The organism is Fluviicoccus sp. (genome assembly GCF_030646115.1).
In the GTDB taxonomy this organism is placed as follows: Bacteria; Pseudomonadota; Gammaproteobacteria; order Pseudomonadales; family Moraxellaceae; genus Fluviicoccus.
In genome coordinates, this window is the sequence record NZ_JAUSMX010000006.1 from 1 (window position 1) to 18,056 (window position 18,056).

9 protein-coding genes and 1 tRNA gene are annotated in these 18,056 nt (G+C 59.3%); 3 read left to right on the forward strand and 7 right to left on the reverse strand.

The genetic code is table 11. The annotated features are described in order from the left end of the window. The 3 genes from Q7T36_RS03505 to Q7T36_RS03515 form a co-directional block, all read right to left on the reverse strand. Nucleotides 1–4,816 (reverse strand): YDG domain-containing protein (locus Q7T36_RS03505; protein ID WP_304844090.1); only part of this gene is annotated, 4,816 nt, incomplete at its 3' end. Nucleotides 4,817–5,062: 246 nt separating this feature from the next. After that, nucleotides 5,063–5,138, reverse strand: a tRNA-Ala gene (locus Q7T36_RS03510). Between the two features lie 74 nt (nt 5,139–5,212). After that, nucleotides 5,213–7,444 (reverse strand): CHASE2 domain-containing protein, encoded by a 2,232-nt coding sequence (locus Q7T36_RS03515; RefSeq protein ID WP_304844093.1) that lies wholly within the window; start codon nt 7,442–7,444, stop codon nt 5,213–5,215. 192 nt (nt 7,445–7,636) lie between these two features. On the opposite strand from Q7T36_RS03515, the gene Q7T36_RS03520 reads away from it, so the two are divergent. Next, entirely contained in the window at nt 7,637–9,811 is a 2,175-nt protein-coding gene (locus Q7T36_RS03520; protein ID WP_304844095.1) for a response regulator, read from the forward strand. A 1-nt stretch (nt 9,812) separates the two neighbouring features. Here Q7T36_RS03520 and Q7T36_RS03525 read toward each other — a convergent pair whose 3' ends face one another. The 4 genes from Q7T36_RS03525 to Q7T36_RS03540 all read right to left on the reverse strand — a co-directional run bounded on the left by Q7T36_RS03525 (nt 9,813) and on the right by Q7T36_RS03540 (nt 15,771). Beyond that, nucleotides 9,813–10,835, reverse strand: coding sequence for a hypothetical protein (locus Q7T36_RS03525; RefSeq protein ID WP_304844097.1), 1,023 nt, complete (start codon nt 10,833–10,835; stop codon nt 9,813–9,815). Between the two features lie 36 nt (nt 10,836–10,871). Continuing rightward, nucleotides 10,872–11,858: a hypothetical protein gene (locus tag Q7T36_RS03530; protein ID WP_304844099.1), complete on the reverse strand. Its 987-nt coding sequence runs from the start codon at nt 11,856–11,858 to the stop codon at nt 10,872–10,874. Between the two features lie 186 nt (nt 11,859–12,044). After that, nucleotides 12,045–13,823 (reverse strand): acyl-CoA dehydrogenase C-terminal domain-containing protein, encoded by a 1,779-nt coding sequence (locus Q7T36_RS03535; RefSeq protein WP_304844101.1) that lies wholly within the window; start codon nt 13,821–13,823, stop codon nt 12,045–12,047. Between the two features lie 160 nt (nt 13,824–13,983). After that, the gene (locus tag Q7T36_RS03540) at nt 13,984–15,771 is read right to left on the reverse strand and encodes an acyl-CoA dehydrogenase C-terminal domain-containing protein (protein WP_304844103.1); all 1,788 of its coding nucleotides are present in this window, start codon (nt 15,769–15,771) and stop codon (nt 13,984–13,986) included. Between the two features lie 313 nt (nt 15,772–16,084). Here Q7T36_RS03540 and Q7T36_RS03545 point away from each other — a divergent pair, with 313 nt between their 5' ends. Together Q7T36_RS03545 and Q7T36_RS03550 are read left to right on the forward strand one after the other, a co-directional pair. Further along, nucleotides 16,085–16,525 carry a hypothetical protein gene (locus tag Q7T36_RS03545; RefSeq protein ID WP_304844106.1) on the forward strand — a complete coding sequence of 147 codons (441 nt, stop codon included), beginning with the start codon at nt 16,085–16,087 and terminating at the stop codon, nt 16,523–16,525. Nucleotides 16,526–16,777: 252 nt separating this feature from the next. Then, the gene (locus Q7T36_RS03550) at nt 16,778–18,049 is read left to right on the forward strand and encodes a patatin-like phospholipase family protein (protein ID WP_304844108.1); all 1,272 of its coding nucleotides are present in this window, start codon (nt 16,778–16,780) and stop codon (nt 18,047–18,049) included. The last annotated feature ends 7 nt before the right edge of the window (nt 18,050–18,056 follow it).

Genomic DNA, 18,056 nt, shown 5'->3' on the forward strand with positions numbered 1-18,056 from the left:
AACCGCTGATTTCACGTGCGGTGATATCGGCGATGGTCTGGTCGTTCGCCATCACCGTGTAGTTACCGGCATCCGCACCACTGACCGTATAGCCCACGTTCACCGTCTTGGTTCCACCGACATTCTTGTCTAGGAAGGAGCCGCTGGTGATCAAGGACAGGTCATCACCGCCCAGCACGCCGCTCAGGCTGCCAGTGGTTACCGCTGCGGTGGTCGCGTCGTAGACCTTGCTGTCCGCAAAGATCGATGCAGAAATCGATAGCGGCGTAATATCCGCAAAGACCGTTTCAGTTCCCGTCAACGCATAGTTGGCCGCATCAAAACCCAACAACTCGTACCCGACAGCAACCTGCTTGCCAACTCCGGCATTCTTGTTGTCAAAAGCCCCAAACCCACTAACCAGCACCTCATCCGAACCAATGACACCTTCCAGCACCCCGGCATTCACAATCGCCGAAACACCGCCATCGTAAACCTTGTTCTGCGCCGTCGAGCCCGAAATACTCAGCCCCTTGGGCAAGATAGCCGCCGTCAGGGTATCCGCATCTACCGACAACACATAATTCAACTGATCCACGCCAGACAAAGCATAGGTGGCATAAACCTGTTTGCCTGTTCCGGCATTCCTGTCCTCAAAAATGCCAGATGCGGTCAGATCTAGCGAATCACCGCTCACCACCCCGCCCAAAACACCGGTGACATCCGCCGCCACACCGCCGTCATAAACCTTGTCTGCCGCAACCCCGGTCACACTCAGGATTTTCGGGTCAATCGCCAAGGTGCCGGACTGATAACTGATGTCGTATCCTTGTTGGGAGGAATACAACCCGGAGACCGAAATCTGGTACAACCCGACATGACGGGCCCCTTGGGAGTCACCGCCATACACCTCAACGCCCAACAAGGTATCCAGGTTAGGGGTTGTCGAAAAAGAAAGCCCGTTCCCACCGGCATAGTTGCTGCCGTCATAAGTAATGGAGTGGCTATTGGCCGTCACGGTAAGGGCTTGCAGGAAGTTGCGCAGCAGGGGCATCGATTGCCCTTCATAAATCCGCCACACGGCCTTGCTGCCGCCATCCTGGGCAATATCCCAACCCGCCGTCGAGAAGGTGTCACCCTTCATCATCTCGTCCGTGGTGCGACCAAAACTGGATCCGTCATCCGGGGTCACGCCCATGTCATAGAAGGAAGAGGCAACCGTGGAACTGGCGCCAGTGTTACCCACCAGCCCGCCGAGCATCGATACCCCCGACACGGTCACGGAGGCATAGGAATTCAGAATCGTTCCCGCGTTCTCACCCACCAGGCCGCCCAGTACGTTGCCGCCAGTGACACTGCCAACGGCATAGCTGTTGCTGATTTTCCCCGAGAGTGAATTGAAGCCGACCAGACCACCCGCACCCATGGCTGAAGACGTCCCGTCAAAGCCGGTAACTTCACCGGCAAAATAACTGGTGTCAATGGTGCCGTCATTCTGGCCCACCAGGCCGCCAATGTAGCCATTCGTGCCAACCACCTTGACGCTTGGCGCTACGAAGGCAAGGGCATAACTGCCCTTGATGCTGCCCGTTGAGGCATTCATGCCGACCAAGCCGCCGACATAAGCGGAGCCTTGCACGAAGCTCATCGATTCACTGTCACGAATGACGCCGGAGTTGTAGCCGACCAGCCCGCCCACGTAGGAAGCGTTATCCAGATTACCGCCGAACACATCCTCAATGGACAGGTAGCCGCTGGCCGCGCCGATAGTGCCGGAGTTGCTGCCCGCTACTCCGCCCGCCGAAAAAATATTGATCCCAGCGGAATTATCTACCTTCACATACAGCTCACCGTAAACGTTCTCAAAGAGACCGGTACTGACTGAATTGGAGCCAACCACACCGCCGATGTTGCTGATGAATCCACCAGGGGTGGGATTGAATATGGACACCGGCCCGGTGCTGAACAAACGGCCGCCGCCCAGCAGCCTGACACTGCCTTGGTTTTGGCCCATCAGTCCGCCGATATTGAACTGGAAGCCCGACGAATCTGAAATCAGGTTCTCGGAAGTCACGGTGACGCCGCCACCGTTGATGTCGGTCAGGATGCCGGACAGATCCATATTCCCGGTATTGGAGCCGACCTGGCCGCCAACAGCAGACACCGTCGTCCCTTCCCTGCCCAGGACTACCACATCCCCGGACGCCGTGCTGCTGTAGACGGCACCGGCCGGAACCGGACCGCTGGCAACCCTCGCCGATGAGCCCGAAATCACGCCATGGTTATACCCGACCAGACCTCCGATGTTGTACGCACTGCCGCCATTGGCTGTTACCGACACCAAACCGGAGGCATCACTGGCGCTCAGATCAGCCGTATTTTCCCCAACCAGCCCCCCCGCATTTTCAATAACACGCGTGACATCGGGCGACCCCAAGGTCACATCTCCTCTGGCATGGATATCGCTAAGCGCCCCCTTGCTGAAACCGACACCGCCGCCGACACCGGAAATGCCACTACCCATCACCGTCACAGATTGATCTGAAAGCGCCTGGCTCAGAGTCCCGCTATTGGCCCCGGCGATACCGCCCACATACCGGATATCACCGCCCGGTGTTTCATTGACCACCAGCACCTTGCCGGCGCTGTAGGCATTCTTGTCATCCTGCAGAATGGCACGCAGGTCATTGCCGCCGATCAGGCCGCCAATCTGGCTGAGGGTGGACGTGTTGTTGTCCGGACTCACCGAAGCCGTCACCAATACGCTGCCTCCCAGAACCGGCAAGGCGTTCAGCAATCCCGAATTGTCCACATCGCCTGCATTCAGGCCCAGCAGGCCGCCAACAGAGGATACTGTCCCACCGTTAACCAGACCCGCGCTGACATTGCCCGTCGCCAGGCTGTTCAGAACCAGGTTGGAGTTTCGGCCTGCCAAGCCGCCCACATTGGCCACCGAAGTAAATGCCGCATCGCCAATCACCATAACTTCGGAAGCAGACGAACTTTCGGCAATCACCCCGTTATTCAGCCCCACCAGACCGCCAATGTCGTTCAGGTTGAAAATATCCGGATTGCTGATAGCCAGCACCTGGCCATTTGAGGAACTGCCTTGAACCAGACCGTCATTGACCCCGACCAGGGAGCCGGTGGACGAGGTACCGATAATGCCCGCCTTTTCCAGATGGACATGACGGATTTCGCCGGATGACCGTGCAAAAAGACCGACATCAGAAGTCGTGGGAAGATTGATGGTCAGATTCAGGATCGAGTGTCCCAACCCGTCAAACGTCCCGGCAAAGGGACTGGCGGCAGTTCCCAAGGGAGTAAAACCAGCGCCCAGATTCCAGCCGCTGGTGGCGGCAGCCTCGATATCGTTGGCCAGCGCAAAATACAACTGACGGCCGTCCAGCGCCTGCAGCGACTCAATGTCATGGATCAGGGCATAGGCATTGCCGCCTATTTTCAGGGAAGCATTGATGCCGGTGAGGGTGATGCTGGCCCCTGCGCCAAGACTGTAACGCCCTTCACCACCCAGCGCCGGATTAAGGGTCAGACCGGCGCTTTTGCCGTCCGCCACAATGTCACTGTTGATGCGGATGTCGCGCTCGGCATCCAGGGTCAGGGTGGTGTCCGCACTCCAGGCCACCAGGTCATTAATAAAGATATCGCCGTTGCCGGCCGAAACGCCATCCGTATTGCGGATGGTGACTCCGGTGTTGTTCAGGGAGGTGGACAACTGGCTGCCCGAAATATCGCCGCCACTCGCTGACACCACGAAGTCGACCGGATCAATCAGCCAGACGCCGGTGCTACCGGCCTCTGCTTTGGTGGTGACGCGGGCCTTGTCCGTGACCTTGACACTGGCGGCGGAGGTTTCGATAAATCCACCCTGACCGCCATTCGGTGCGGAGGCGTCCAGCACACCGTCCAGCACTACTTCACCGGACTCCATATCGCCCATCAGGCGAATCACTCCGTTCCGATTCTCCAGCGTTCGCGCTTCAATCACGCCGTCATGATTGACCACTGCCCGCGAGAGCCGGTCAGCGCCTTCCGCTGTCAGCAGCACCTGACCGCCGTCGGCCTGAATTAGACCATGGCTGGCCACCAGCGCGTCCAGGCTGCCCTTGTCTACGGTCAGGCCAACCAGCGACCCGTTGTCAAGTTGCAGGGTGACCGCATCCCCGGCCGCCAGATTGACGGACCCGGACGGGGAAACCAACGAGCCGTCGTTGTTGACCGTGGCCCCCAGCAAGGCGATGTAGCCGCCTTTCGTCGTCTCGATCCGCCCCTGATTACTTACTGCGGCGGTTGACGTTCCTGCAAAACGGAAATTACCGGCCATGAAATCGGTATTCGACAAACCCAGCGTGGAAGCCGTAAGCGCCCCCACCGAAACCTGAGCCTGATGACCGAACAGCACCCCGTTAGGGTTTATGACAAAGACCTGCCCGTTGGCATTCAGCGCCCCGAGAATCTGGCTGGGATTCTGCGAAATCACCCGGTTCAGGGCAATAGAGCCGGCATCCGGCTGGACAAAGCTAACAGACTCCTGCGCGCCGATGCTGAAGTCCTGCCAGTCAATGGCCAGTTTTCCGGTTTGCTGGGTCACGGTCATTTGTGAGCCGCTCTGCCCGATGTTGCCGCCTCCGGCCGTCACCACCCCGCCGACCGGCAAAGCCTGCGCTGCTCCGCCCGCCAGCAGCAGGGAGGTCAGGGTCAGCACACGGCCGCTCTTGCCGCGGCTGCGGGCCGTTTCAGCGACAGGAATCCAGAGGTTGTGCACCGCGCTCCAGACCAGACGGTAAGCGCGATTCAGGCAGGCGTGACGGCTCATGGGCAAACTCCCTTTGGATAGCCAGGAAAGGCAATCGGAAAACCTTTTCCTATGGCGCAGGCAAAACAGGACGGCGACCCCGGAACGCATGCAGCCGTGTGCCGGAGTCAGGACAAATATTTCCTGATTCTAAAGGAGAGAAAGGCTTTGGAGAATGGCATTCAGACGGAAAACCAAAAAGCCCCGGGCCGTTACCGGTCGGGGCTTTTCAGGAGGTTTCCGGCAACATCGGGAAACCGGGATATTTGGTGGACCGAAAGGGGATCGAACCCTCGACCTCCGCATTGCGAACGCGGCGCTCTCCCAGCTGAGCTATCGGCCCGTCAGAATCATTCGGGTGACTCCGGAAGGTGGATTTTAGCCAAAAAAACCCCCTTGCCAAGCCCCTTCGCCGAATTACTTGCTGTGATGTTCAAAAACCCCCATCCAGTCATCCGGCAGCGTGGCGTGACGCAACTGGGGAATACGCTCCAGATACATCTTGTACAAAATTCGATCAGGGTCGCCCTGATGCAGTTCGCGCAGTATCTTCTCCGCGTCATCCCACTCGCGGCTGTAATAATGATCCAGGGCGCGGTTGTAGGACTCAATACGGCTGCGGCGGCTGTCACTGGCATCCTCAACGCGGCAGACCGGCTCATACACACACACCGGCTCACGCTTGCCCTTGACGATGATCTTGTCCACCAATCGGTACAGGAACATCGGCGCCAGATCGTAGGTGCCCTCACCCACCAGCAACTTGACGCCATAGAACTTGGTCAGCCCTTCCAGGCGCGACCCCAGGTTCACGGCATCACCGATCACGGTATAGGTCCGCCGATACTGGGATCCCATGTCGCCCACATTCATGAAACCGGTGTTGACGCCGATACCGATATTGATTTCCGGCAGGTTGCGGGCCGCAAAGACCGGCTTCAGCTCATCGGCCGTCCGCTGCATCGCCATGGCCGCCTCAATGGCATGTTCGGCATGGTTTTCATCCGGCAGCGGCGCATTCCAGAACGCCATCACCATGTCGCCGACATATTTGTCGATGGTGCCGTTGTGGGCAAAGATCACCCCGGTAATCGGTGTGAAGAAATCATTCAGCAACTGTTTGAGGCGATTGGCCTTGAGCCCTTCGGAAATGGTGGTAAAACTGCGAATATCGGAGAAAAGCACGGTCATGTGCCGCGACTCGCCCTCCATACCTGCCATCTGGCTGTTCATCAGAATCTGGTCCACGTGCGCCGGCGGCACATATTGCCCGAACAGGGTCTTCATCTCCCGCTTCTGGATATTGGCCTGCAGGAAACCATAGCTGATGTTGAAAATGGCAATGACTATCGTCGACAGCATCAGGATGGAAAGCGGCGTGTCGTAGTGGAAATGCTTCCAGAACACCAGATTTCCCAGGGTCAGCACCGCCAGCCAGCCCGCCGAAACCACCAGCATATAGCCGGGTTCCAGACGCGGCAGCACCAGTACAAAAGCCAGGCCGGAAATCAGCAGCAGGGTGAATGTCAGGCCCGGCTCCCAGTCCGGACGATAATAGGAATAGTTGGCGGCATCCGTACTTTGCAGGATGACATCAATAAGATTGGCATGGACTTCCACCCCCGGAAAACCGGTTTCCAGCGGCGTGGTCCGCAAGTCGGACAACCCCAGCGCCGAAGTACCTACCAGCACAATGGCCCCCTTCAACGAAGAAATAGCCTCTGGACTGCGCAGCACCTTGGTGGCGGAAAGATACGGGTAGCTGAAACTCTTGCCCTTATATGGAATCAAGGCGAGTCCGGATTCGTCGGTAAAAACCCGGCTCTTGCCCAGCGTCAGCGACTCCAGCCTCAGGTTGCCGCCGGAGTTGACCGTCTGCATCTGGATGAAGGGGGCTTTCAGGTATTGCCGCGCCATCTCCAGCGCCAGCGAACTGTAAAGTCCGTTCTCGTAGCGCAGCACCAGCGGCGACCGGCGAATGATGCCGTCCCCATCCGGCAGGGTGCTGATGAAGCCGGCGCCGGATGCCGCGCTGGCAAAAACCGGCAGCATCCCGGTGAAATCTTTCATCCGGTTCACCGTCAGCCGGTCGCCTTCCTTGCCGTCCAGGGGAAAGAACGGCGGTGGCAGCTTGCCCGAATGGGTGCCTTCGTTATGCAGCAGGTAGCCAATCACGGTCCGCTCGCGCATGGCGCCCGCAAACCGGGCATCGGCATCCATGGCCTCCACCAGTTGCGATAATTCAGCACTGGCGGACGGTGACAAGCGGCCGGTATCCAGCAAGCGTGTAGCGGGATTTATTTCAGGCTCGGAGAAAACCACGTCGAATCCGATCACGGCAGCGCCCTGCTTCTTCAGGGCATCCACCAGATCAGCCACCCGTGCGCGTGACCAGGGCCAGCGCCCTTCCTGCTTCAGGCTTTCCTCATCAATATCGACAATGACGATGGGCGGCCCCTGGGGACGATCCGGCGTGAAGGCCCCGAAGCGCCAGTCATAAACAATGGTGTCCATGCGCTGGAACACGCGATCGGCCAGACTCCCCGGCTTGTTCAGCGTCACCAGCTCGGCCACCAGGAAGAGTCCCAGAATCACCAGCCCCATCCACACCGGAAATATCCTGAGTTGTTGTTTTATCCAGTTCAACATGTCACCGACCCCCGCCCTTTTCAGTCATAGTATCCCGTCGGAGAATTATCGCCTAGCGTCTGCTCTCGCCTTTCAATATATGTTAGCCTCTGGCGAATAATATCGTGAAGCCGTTCATGGCCGTCATTATCCGCGCCATGCGTCAGCGCCCCTGATATCCACCCCCTGGCAATAGGACGGAATCCAACAGGCATGTCTTGGCAATTCTCCTTCTGGGCAACCCTGTCGCTGGGCTTCTCGTTTGCATTGTGTTTCTGGCCTTGGCTGCCCCGCCGCATTCCAGCCGGTCTGCGGCTGCGCGCCGGCAGCCTGCCCTTGGGCATGGTAGCGCTGGTTGGCGTCAGCATTTTGTTCCATGACTTGCCTTCCGTCACGCTAGCCTTTGCCTCACTGCTGCCACTGCTCAGCGCCGCCGAACTGCTCCGTTTTCGCTGCCATCCGTCCCAACCGGACGGCAAGGGTTGGCAAACCGGCTTGGCCGCCCTGCTGGTGCTGTCTCTGGCCACCTTGTTTGTCGGCGTTCGAAGAGCCTATCTTCTGGCAGGGTTCCTGCACGTTTCCGGTTTCATGATCCTGAGCGGCTGGCTCTTTACCAGCGGGTCCCTTCAACGGCCCAATGCACGCTTCTTCTTGCTGGGCCTGCTGATGGTCATGACGGGCGCTTGCTCCCTGCTGGCGGGAAACTCGGCCAACTGGCCGGCCTTGCGATACACCGGCCTGGCCGTATCATGCCTGGCCGCATTAACCCTGCTATGGTCCATCGAGATGGACGGGCTTCAAGATTTGACGGAGCAGGATCAGCAGCCCCCCCCCACGGACACTCACGCGGCCGACCAGCAGCAACTGTTCATGTCCATCAGTCACGACATGCGAACTCCGCTCAGCGGCATACTCGGCATGACTGAGTTGCTGCTGGAAACACCTCTGACCCCCGTGCAGCGCGAGTATGGCCAGACCATCCAGTCCTCAGGTAATGCCCTGCTGCATGTCCTCAACGACCGGCTCGAAGTGTCCGGTCAGTCCCAGCAGTCGCCCACCATCCTCGAAGAAGTCTTCGACCTGTCGGAATTGCTGGGCTATTGCCTGGATCTGTTCAAGACCCACGCCGATGAAAAACAGCTGGAGCTGATCGGCTACCTGGATACCGCCCTGCCCCGCCAGGCCATGGGCGACGTGGTGCACCTGCGCCAGATCCTGTCCCGCCTTATGCACAACGCCTTGCGGTTCACTGATATAGGTGAAGTGGTGGTCAGCCTGAAAAGCGCCATCTGGCAAAACGAACTGGCCATCCAGTTCAGCGTGCAAGACACCGGCATGGGCATGAGCGCCGAGCACCTGCACGCTCTCTTCGAGCCAGGCAACACCATCCGCACCAGCAACATCTGGCACATCGGACCTGATCTGGCGACCTGCCGGAAACTGGTCAAGGAAATGGGCGGGGAACTGTCTGCGGAAAGCCAGCCTGGGCAGGGCTCGACACTGTGGTTTGTCCTGCCCATGAAAACAGCGGCAGGGGTCGGCTCTGACACCACCACCGAGTTCATCGCCACTTTTTCCGGCAAGCGCCTGCTGGTGGTCGATGACAATCGCACCGTCAGCCGGGTGCTGGCGGAACAGGCCGGGCAATGGGGCATGCGTGTAAGCACCGCCGAAAGCGGCACTGAAGCCCTGGCCGTGGCTCGCAATGCCGCCAACCTCGGCCAGCCGTTTGACGTCATCATCATGGATTACCAGATGCCGGGCATGAGCGGCCTGCAACTGGGGGCGCGGCTGAAGGAGGACCCGCTGATCACCAACGATGTGATCCTGATCATGCTGACGGGCCTGCGGCACAACAACATCCATACCTTGGCGCGCAATGCCGGCATTCACCGCGTCATCAGCAAGCCGGTCACCAGCCGGCAACTGCGTCAGGCTATCAGCCAGGAGCTGCGGCGGCTGGAAGGCATTACGCAACCGGAAACCGGCGGTGACGTTTCTGCCCGGCTGGGCAAGCTTAAGGTGTTGATTGCCGAAGACAACCAGCTCAGCCAGAAAGTGATTCGCGGCATGATGCAGAAACTGGGTGTGGACAGCACACTGGTCAGCAACGGGCGGGAAGCCGTACAGGCCGTGATGCGCGACCATTACGACCTGGTGCTGATGGACTGTGATATGCCCTATGTGGACGGTTACGCCGCCACACAGGAAATACGCCAGTGGGAAAAGCAGCAGCAACGCAAGCCGCTGCCCATTCTGGCGCTCACCGCGCACATCCTGGATGAACAAAAGCAAAAGGCCTTCAAAGCCGGCATGAATGAGCACCTGAGCAAGCCGATTGAGCTCTGCGACCTGCAGAACGCGCTGATCCGCTGGTCAAAGGAATAACTCAGGCTTCAGCGGCAAAGCCGGAGAATTCCGGCACATTCTCCGGCAACAACGTCTTCAGCTCCATCGACCCCGTTTTCAAGACTGCCACCCGCTCCTGATTGCGACGACGGAACAGCACCAGTTCAGCTTGGGCAAACGGCGTCACCTTGACCACGGAGCGCCCACCGGAAGGATGATCGGCATGCCAGGCCATCCAAGGCGTAATACGCGGATTCTGCCCGTCCACCAAGACTTCCAGACCATATTCCGGATTCAGAAAAGTCACCCGCCAGCGGTAATTGTCCAGTGACTCCAGGCGGTGGCGAAAACTGCCCGCCAGACTGTCAAAGGCATAACGACGCCCGCGCAGTTTCAGGCAGGCCATGCCCAGATACGGGCTTTTCAACCGCCCCAAACTCAGTCGCGTGTTGAAGCCGTAAAAACCGGCTCCGCTTTCCCCGTCAAAATGACTGCATTGCCCGGCGGCAAATTCGTGCGGATAACCGTTGCCCCAATAATGTGTATTTGTCAGCGCGAAACTTCCCGTCAACGCCAGCTTACCGGCAGCCAGCCGCCCTTCTGCAGCCATACCGCCATCACTGACGCGAATTCCATGCCTCGGCCACGGCAACTCATACCCGAAATTTCCGGCAGACTGGTCTGGGCGTTGCAGACGCATATCCCAAGCTGCGGCGGCTTCAGCCGAATGCAGCTTGCCACGCAAGCGGTTGCGCGAAACCTCGACAAATGAACCGGAGCCGAAACTGAAGGTAAAATGTTCCCAGTCGGCAATTTTCTTCAGTTGCCGGTGATGCAACTCCGTCATGCTTTCACGTTCCACCACACATTGACGGCTGCCGCTGACACGGTCAAAGCACATCAGCGCCACCTCAACCAACCCGTTGCCGCGCCATAGCGGCCTGAAGGTCACATGCTTGAGAATGAAGGCATAACGCCCGTCCGCACTCTCCCCCCGGAAGTCATGGGTCTCATACAGGCCGCCACGGGTGGCCATTATCTGGAGTCGGGATGTCAGCGCCATACTGGAAGTTTTTCCGGATGAATACAGGGTTCAGGCTTAATAACCGAATTGCGCTTCAAGCCTGAGGGTCATGGACGGTGTCCGGTCCCAACGGGTATTGCGCGACCAGGTCAGGTGCGGCTCAATTTCATAATAAACCCAAGGCCGCCAAAAGGATTGCCGATAAAGGACAAATACGCCCCGGGTACTTATCGACCAGTCAGGTTGCTGGACACCGTCAAAGGTGAATCCGTAACTCAAGGCTTTTTGCGAGCCTAGCCGATGCAGCAGCACCCAGTCCTGCCCCCAACGCATGCCAGTGGACTCCGGCTCAATCTGCCGGTATTGGAGCACGCTGGCAACCTTGAATACCGAATTGTCATCCAGCGCCCGCTCCAGGTCCAACCCGGTCAGGGCGCGGCCCTCTTCCTTGACTCCATAACGAAGTGTTTCGGTAAAACGGACCAGGGAAGAGTCGCTGAGCCGCCAGAGCCGTTGCGCCCGCACCCGGGCGTAAAGGTCCGGCGTGGAATGCACACCGATATCAAAGGAGTATTTGACCCGCGAGGCCAAGTCGGGAATCCAGCGAATGGCGGCGCTGGTCCGGGGATCAGAATTAACCGCTTCCACCGCTGAGTGCAGGAGATCTTCTTCATCGCTGACTACCAGACGAATCCGCTTGCGGGCATTGGGCAATACGGCTATGGCCCGAAAAGCGGCTCCGGTATGAAAACCCAGATTCTCATCCCATTTCTGGTAGGTGACAACGCGAAGCCGCATGCGGGCATCATCAGGGCCGTACCAGCCGCCAAACAATCCGTCAAACCATTGCGCTGCCGAAGTCGTGCGGCCGGACAGCATGCAGTGCTGGTCATCCAGCCAGCCCATGAAGCGTCCCTCGGCATCGCGCTGGATACAGTCCCGGATCGGCCCCGCGACTGAGGCCTGTGGTCCGGACGTCTCAACATTGGCACTGACGACGGGAGCTGCCGCAACCGGAGCGGAAACCGGCTCATCGGCAACGGCAGTGAGCGCATGCCCCATGACAACAACCGCCAGCACAGCCAACCCCGTCCTTTGAATTTGAAAACACCCCACAGACACCCCCTTGCTGATATTGAGGTTCAGCATAACGACTGCCACGGGTCAGTCACAAGGGGTTATCGCCCTTCAGAAATGAAAAAGCCCCCATTATCAGGAGGCTCTTTCAACCAAAACTACCGCCGAAGATCAGGCAAAGTAGTCCATATCGAACTGCATCACGCTGTCCGCACCGGCCTTGATGGTGGCAATGCGGCTGGTCAGCTCGGGCAACTGACGGGTGACAAAGAACCTGGCCAGCTTGAGCTTGTCGATGTAGAACGTGTCGCTCTTGCCGGCTGCCGCCTTGGCCAGCTTCGCCCACATGTAGGCAAAGCTCAGCAGGCCGAAAGCGTGCATGTAGTCCACAGCGGCGGCGTTGATTTCATCCGGGTTGACCTTGGACTGCTCAACCACCCACTGCGTGGCGGACTCAATCTCATCCGCAGCCTGGGCCAGCGCCACTCGCATGAAGTCGAGCGAGGCGTCACCGGCCAGCGTCTCGTTGAAGGCGCGGATTTCGGCCAGATAGGACGCCACGAAGACGCCGTCGTTCTTGGCCACCTTGCGGCCCATCAGATCGTGCGCCTGCACGCCGTTGGTGCCTTCGTAGATTTGCGCGATACGGGTATCGCGCACCCACTGTTCCAGGCCCCATTCACGAATGTAGCCATGGCCGCCCAGCACTTGCTGGCCTTCGATGCAGTTTTCCAGACCCTTGTCGGTCAGGTAAGCCTTCACTACAGGCGTCAGCAGCGCGACACGGTCGGCAGCAGCTTTGCGCACAGCGGGATCTTCGCTGTATTTGTTCAGGTCCAGTTGCTGGGCGGCATAGATGGCGAAGGCGCGGCCGGCTTCGTTGTTGGCGCGGATCTTCAGCAGCATGCGGCGGACATCCGGATGCACCAGCAGGCTGTCGGCGTTCTTCTCGGGCATCTTCACGCCGGTGGCGGAACGGCCTTGCAGACGGTCACGGGCATAGGCAGCGGCGTTCTGATAGGCGGCTTCGGAAGCGCCCAGACCCTGGATGCCCATCGACAGGCGCTCGTAGTTCATCATCACGAACATGGCTGCAAGGCCTTCATTGACCTTGCCGACCAGATAGCCCTTGGCGGCGTCGAAATTCATGACGCAGGTGGCAGAGCCCTTGATGCCCATCTTGTGCTCGATGGAACCGGCGGCCACCGTGTTGCGTTCACCCAACGAACCGTCCGCGTTGACATGGAACTTCGGCACCAGGAACAGCGAGATGCCGCGCGAACCGGCCGGAGCGTCCGGCAACTTGGCCAGAACCAGGTGAATGTGGTTGTCGCACAGGTCGTGCTCACCACCGGTAATGAAGATCTTGGTGCCGGAAATGAGGAAGGAACCGTCGGCTTGCGGCTCAGCCTTGGTGCGGATGATGCCCAGGTCGGTGCCGGAATGCGGTTCGGTCAGGCACATGGTGCCAGCCCATTCGCCGGAGTACATCTTCGGCAGGTAGAGGTTGTTCAGTTCCGCCCCGGCATGCTGGGTCATGGCCATGCCCGCGCCGATGGTCAGCAGCGGATACAGGGTGAAGGACGGGTTGGTGGCGAACAGCATTTCATCGGTCAGCACGGTGACCATTTTCGGCATGGCCTGGCCGCCAAATTCCTCTTCCGCACCCAGACCGATCCAGCCGCCTTCGGCGTATTGCTTGAAGGCTTCCTTGAAACCCTTCGGGGTGGTGACCACGCCGTTGTTGAAGGTGCAGCCTTCTTCATCACCGGAACGGTTGATGGGCAGCAGCACGTTTTCACTGAACTTGGCCATTTCTTCGAGAATGGCGTTGACGGTGTCCAGATCGACATGGCTCATGGCCGGGTTGGCCTGCCAGAATTCGTTGGCGTTGAAGACTTCGTCCAGCACGAAACGCATGTCGCGGAGGGGGGCTTTGAACAGGGGCATGATGAATCCTCATTGAACACGTTGACTGTAGGTCGGGCTTCAGCCCGACACTCACTGGCGTCAAGGGTAAGTCGGGCTGTAGCCCGACCTACATGAAAACATTCAGAAAAAAGCCCGCAATCAACGCGGGCTTTTCTCAATTCAACCGATTATCTCAAAATCAGAATGCAAAAGCATCCGCCGAGATTTGGTTGAGCGTTTCCAAGCCGGAATCGATGATCTCGATGTGGGCCTTGGTGCGCGGCAGAATCTTCTTGAAGTAGAACTGCGCGGTTTGCACCTTGGCCTTGTAGAAGGCGGCATCGCCTTCACCGGCGGCCAGCTTGTCCTGGGCAACCTTGGCCATCCAGGCCCACAGGTAAGCCATGGTGACATAGCCGGAGAACATCAGGTAATCCACGGCAGCGGCACCGACTTCGTCGGCATTGCCCATGGCCTTCATGCCGACACGGGTGGTGACATCGCCCCACTCCTTGTTCAGCGCGGCCAGCGGACGCACGAATTCGGCCATGGCGGCATTGCCTTCCTGGGCGGCGCAGAACTTGTGCACGACTTTGGTGAAGTTGCGCAGCAGTCCGCCCTGGGTTTGCAGGACCTTGCGGCCCAGCAGGTCCAGCGCCTGGATCTGGGTGGTGCCTTCGTACAGCAGGGCAATACGGGTGTCACGGACGATCTGTTCCATGCCCCATTCACGGATGAAGCCGTGACCGCCATAAACCTGGACACCGGCGTTGGCGGCTTCATAACCGACTTCGGTCAGGAAGGCCTTGGCGATCGGGGTCAGCATCGACATCATGTCGTCAGCGGCCTTCTTGTCTTCGTCAGACGCAGAGCCTTCCAGCGTGTCAGAGAAGGTGGACAGCCAGTACACCATCAGGCGGCCGCCTTCGGCAAAGGCCTTCTGGGTCAACAGCAGCTGGCGCACGGCGGGATGCACGATGATCGGGTCGGCTTCCTTCTCGGGAGCCTTGGGGCCGGTCAGCGAACGCATGGCCAGACGGTCCTTGGCGTACAGCAGCGCGCCCTGGAACGAACCTTCGGCGGCGCACACACCTTGCAGCGCAGTGCCGACACGGGCGGTGTTCATGAAGGTGAACATGCAGTTCAGGCCCTTGTTGGGGGGGCCGATCAGGAAGCCGGTGGCTTCGTCGAAGTTCATGACGCAGGTGGCGGAAGCCTTGATGCCCATCTTGTGCTCAATGGAGCCACACTTCACGCCGTTGCGCTCACCGGAGCCGGGCATGAACTTGGGAACCAGGAACAGCGAGATGCCCTTGGTGCCCTTGGGGGCGTCCGGCAGGCGGGCCAGCACCACGTGCACGATGTTCTCGGCCATGTCATGCTCACCGGCGGAGATGAAGATCTTGTTGCCGGTGATCTTGTACGAGCCGTCAGCCTGCGGTTCGGCCTTGGTGCGAATGAGGCCCAGGTCGGAACCGGCGTGCGATTCGGTCAGGCACATGGTGCCGGTCCACTCGCCCGACACCAGCTTGGTCAGGTACGTTTCTTTCTGTTCGTCGCTGCCGTGGGCGGCAACAGTATTGATGGCGCCGTGCGACAGGCCGGGGTACATGGACCAGGACCAGTTGGCGGTGCCGGTCATTTCGCTCATGGCAATGCCCAAGGAAGGAGGCAGGCCTTGGCCGCCTTGTTCCACCGGAGCAGCCAGCGAACCCAGACCCAGTTCGACGAACTTGGCGTAGGCTTCCTTGAAGCCGGTGGGGGTGGTGACCACGCCATCGTCAAAGCCGCAGCCTTCTTCATCACCGGAGCGGTTGATCGGGGACAGTTCGTTCTCGGAGAACTGGGCGCCGGTTTCGAGGACGCTGTTGACCAGGTCACGATCCACTTCCGCAAAATGGGGAAGGGACTTGTAGTGGTTTTCCACGTTCAGCACTTCGTGCATAACGAACTGCATGTCACGGAGGGGAGCCTTGTACAATGCCATGATGATGACCTCTCTGGTGCTTGGGTCGCCTTCCTGCAGAGGAAAGCGGCTACGATTTGTCGACAGACGGAAAAGCGGTGACGTAGTGTAGAAACTGCTCGGTTCTCAACCTAGCTATTTTCATGACCGCCCGGTCACATCTTTATCCATCCGGTGTTTTTCCCAAAATCATTGTCCATGGCCGGAATGATTTGTGCGCCTGAACAAATTCATTTTTGTCCAAGACAAACCTTCATCAGCGATATAACTTCATCAACTGTCCGAAGCGGCGGTTTATGGTACAGTCCGGCAAATTTTCCGGAGAATACCCACGATGAAATCGCACGCCTTGATTCCGATGCTGTTGTCAGCCAGCCTGCTGAGTGCTTGCGGCACCATGAATATGGCCCCTGCGACCGGCGGCGCTCCCCGGCCTGCCTTTAAAGACACCATGGCGGGCATGGCCACGGTCAGTTCGCTGATGGTGGCGCTGGAACTGAAGCGTCAACGCACTCAGGAAACCCTGAAGACCCAGAAATCTTCCGACGGCATCGCCAAATATCAGTCCCGCCTGTCGGCCATCGACAGCATCAAGGGCAATCTGGTGAATTACTCCACCGGGCAGCTGTCGCTGGGCGACCGCATTTCACTGGTCACGGCTTCGACCGATATTGCGAAGTCGAAGCTGCCGGATTACGGCGATATCATCAATATGCTGGGTACGCTGGGGCAAGTGCTGCTGACGACGCAGGCGCAGATGAAGGCGGGGCAGTAAGAGAAAACCCCGGCACTTCGTGCCGCCCCCTTTCCAAGGGGGCTATCAACTTACAGCACGCCCCCTCGGAAAGGGGGCCGACGGCGCAGCCGGAGGGGGGGTTTACGCCCCACTTATTAACAAAGAATGGCTTCCCCCAACTCTGCAAAGCCTCTCCCTCAATCCTCCCCAATCTGGCACAGGACTTGCTGCTTTACTGGCTAGACGGCCCCCGGCCGCACCACAGCAACCCAAAACCAAGGGGATTTCCAGATGTCGCCGACACACACATCCCTGCACCACCCCATGACAGCACTGGTTCTCACCGCCGGAGGCGCGCGCGGCGCCTATCAGGCCGGAGTGCTCAAACGCATCAGTGAACTGCCGTCGCTGGCCAACCGCCCTGCCCCGTTTCCGATCATTACCGGTGCATCGGCGGGCGCTATCAATGGCGCAGCAGTCGCCGCTCATCACGACAACTTCCGGCATGCCGCCCAATTACTGGTCAAGCTCTGGTCCAACCTCCAGGCGTCGGATGTCTATCGCACCGACTCCGCCGCCATGGCCCGCAATGCCGGGCGACTGGCGCTGGATTTCACGCTGGGCGGCCTCACCGGGGCCGGGCGGGTGCAGTCGCTGGTGGACTCCACGCCACTGTTCGGTTTTCTGGGCCGTCATCTGCAACTGGACGGTATCCGCCGCGCCGTCCGTGAAGGCGGTTTGTACGCGTTCGGCGTCACGGCCACCGGCTACCACTCCGGGCGCGCCTTCACCTTTATTGAAGGCAAGGACGGCCATCCGCTGTGGAACAAGAGCCGACGGGTTGCGCTACGCGCGGAAATGACCCTGCCACACATCCTGGCGTCGGCGGCTATTCCCATCGTCTTTCCGCCCGTGGAGCTTTCCACCGGCAACGGCAACGCCTATTTCGGCGATGGCGCCATGCGCTTGATCACACCGCTGAGCCCAGCCATCCGCCTGGGCGCTGAACGGCTGCTGGCCATTGGCGTGCGTTGCCAGGAATCGGCGGACAGCCTCTTACGCTCCGAACTATCGTCCGGGGAGGATTTCATCAGCGACCTGAAACGGCCGCCGTTGTCGCAAATTTGCGGCACCCTGATGAACGCTATTTTCCTCGACCATCTGGACGCCGACCTCGACCACCTGAAACGGATGAATGCCTTTGTCGGCGCTTACCAGAAGCTGGCAGCCTCGGTGCCCGCCCTGCCCTCCGAGCCGGACCACGAACCGATGCGTCAGGTGACACCACTGGTGATTTCCCCTTCCGCCGATATCGCCATCATCGCCAAGACGCTGGAACACCGCATGCCGCGCAGCGTGCGCTACCTGATGGACGGACTGGGCACGCCGGATGCTCAAAGCGCCGACCTCAGCAGCTTCCTGTTGTTCGACTCCGCCTTTACCCGCGAGTTGATCCAGCTGGGCTATCGCGATGCGGCGCAACGCATTGATGAAATCGAGGCCTTCCTGCGGGAACCTTCCAAACCGGAAGAACGCAGCCCGCAGGAATCGCAGGTGGCCTGAAGCATGC

What these genes read in the sequence shown, in the direction of transcription:
- Q7T36_RS03545 (WP_304844106.1), top strand. Translation starts at nt 16,085, where the DNA reads ATGAAATCGCACGCCTTGATTCCGATGCTGTTGTCAGCCAGCCTGCTG.
- Q7T36_RS03520 (WP_304844095.1), top strand. Translation starts at nt 7,637, where the DNA reads ATGTCTTGGCAATTCTCCTTCTGGGCAACCCTGTCGCTGGGCTTCTCG.
- Q7T36_RS03525 (WP_304844097.1), bottom strand. Translation starts at nt 10,835, where the DNA reads ATGGCGCTGACATCCCGACTCCAGATAATGGCCACCCGTGGCGGCCTG.
- Q7T36_RS03530 (WP_304844099.1), bottom strand. Translation starts at nt 11,858, where the DNA reads ATGGGGCATGCGCTCACTGCCGTTGCCGATGAGCCGGTTTCCGCTCCG.
- Q7T36_RS03550 (WP_304844108.1), top strand. Translation starts at nt 16,778, where the DNA reads ATGTCGCCGACACACACATCCCTGCACCACCCCATGACAGCACTGGTT.
- Q7T36_RS03535 (WP_304844101.1), bottom strand. Translation starts at nt 13,823, where the DNA reads ATGCCCCTGTTCAAAGCCCCCCTCCGCGACATGCGTTTCGTGCTGGAC.
- Q7T36_RS03515 (WP_304844093.1), bottom strand. Translation starts at nt 7,444, where the DNA reads ATGTTGAACTGGATAAAACAACAACTCAGGATATTTCCGGTGTGGATG.
- Q7T36_RS03540 (WP_304844103.1), bottom strand. Translation starts at nt 15,771, where the DNA reads ATGGCATTGTACAAGGCTCCCCTCCGTGACATGCAGTTCGTTATGCAC.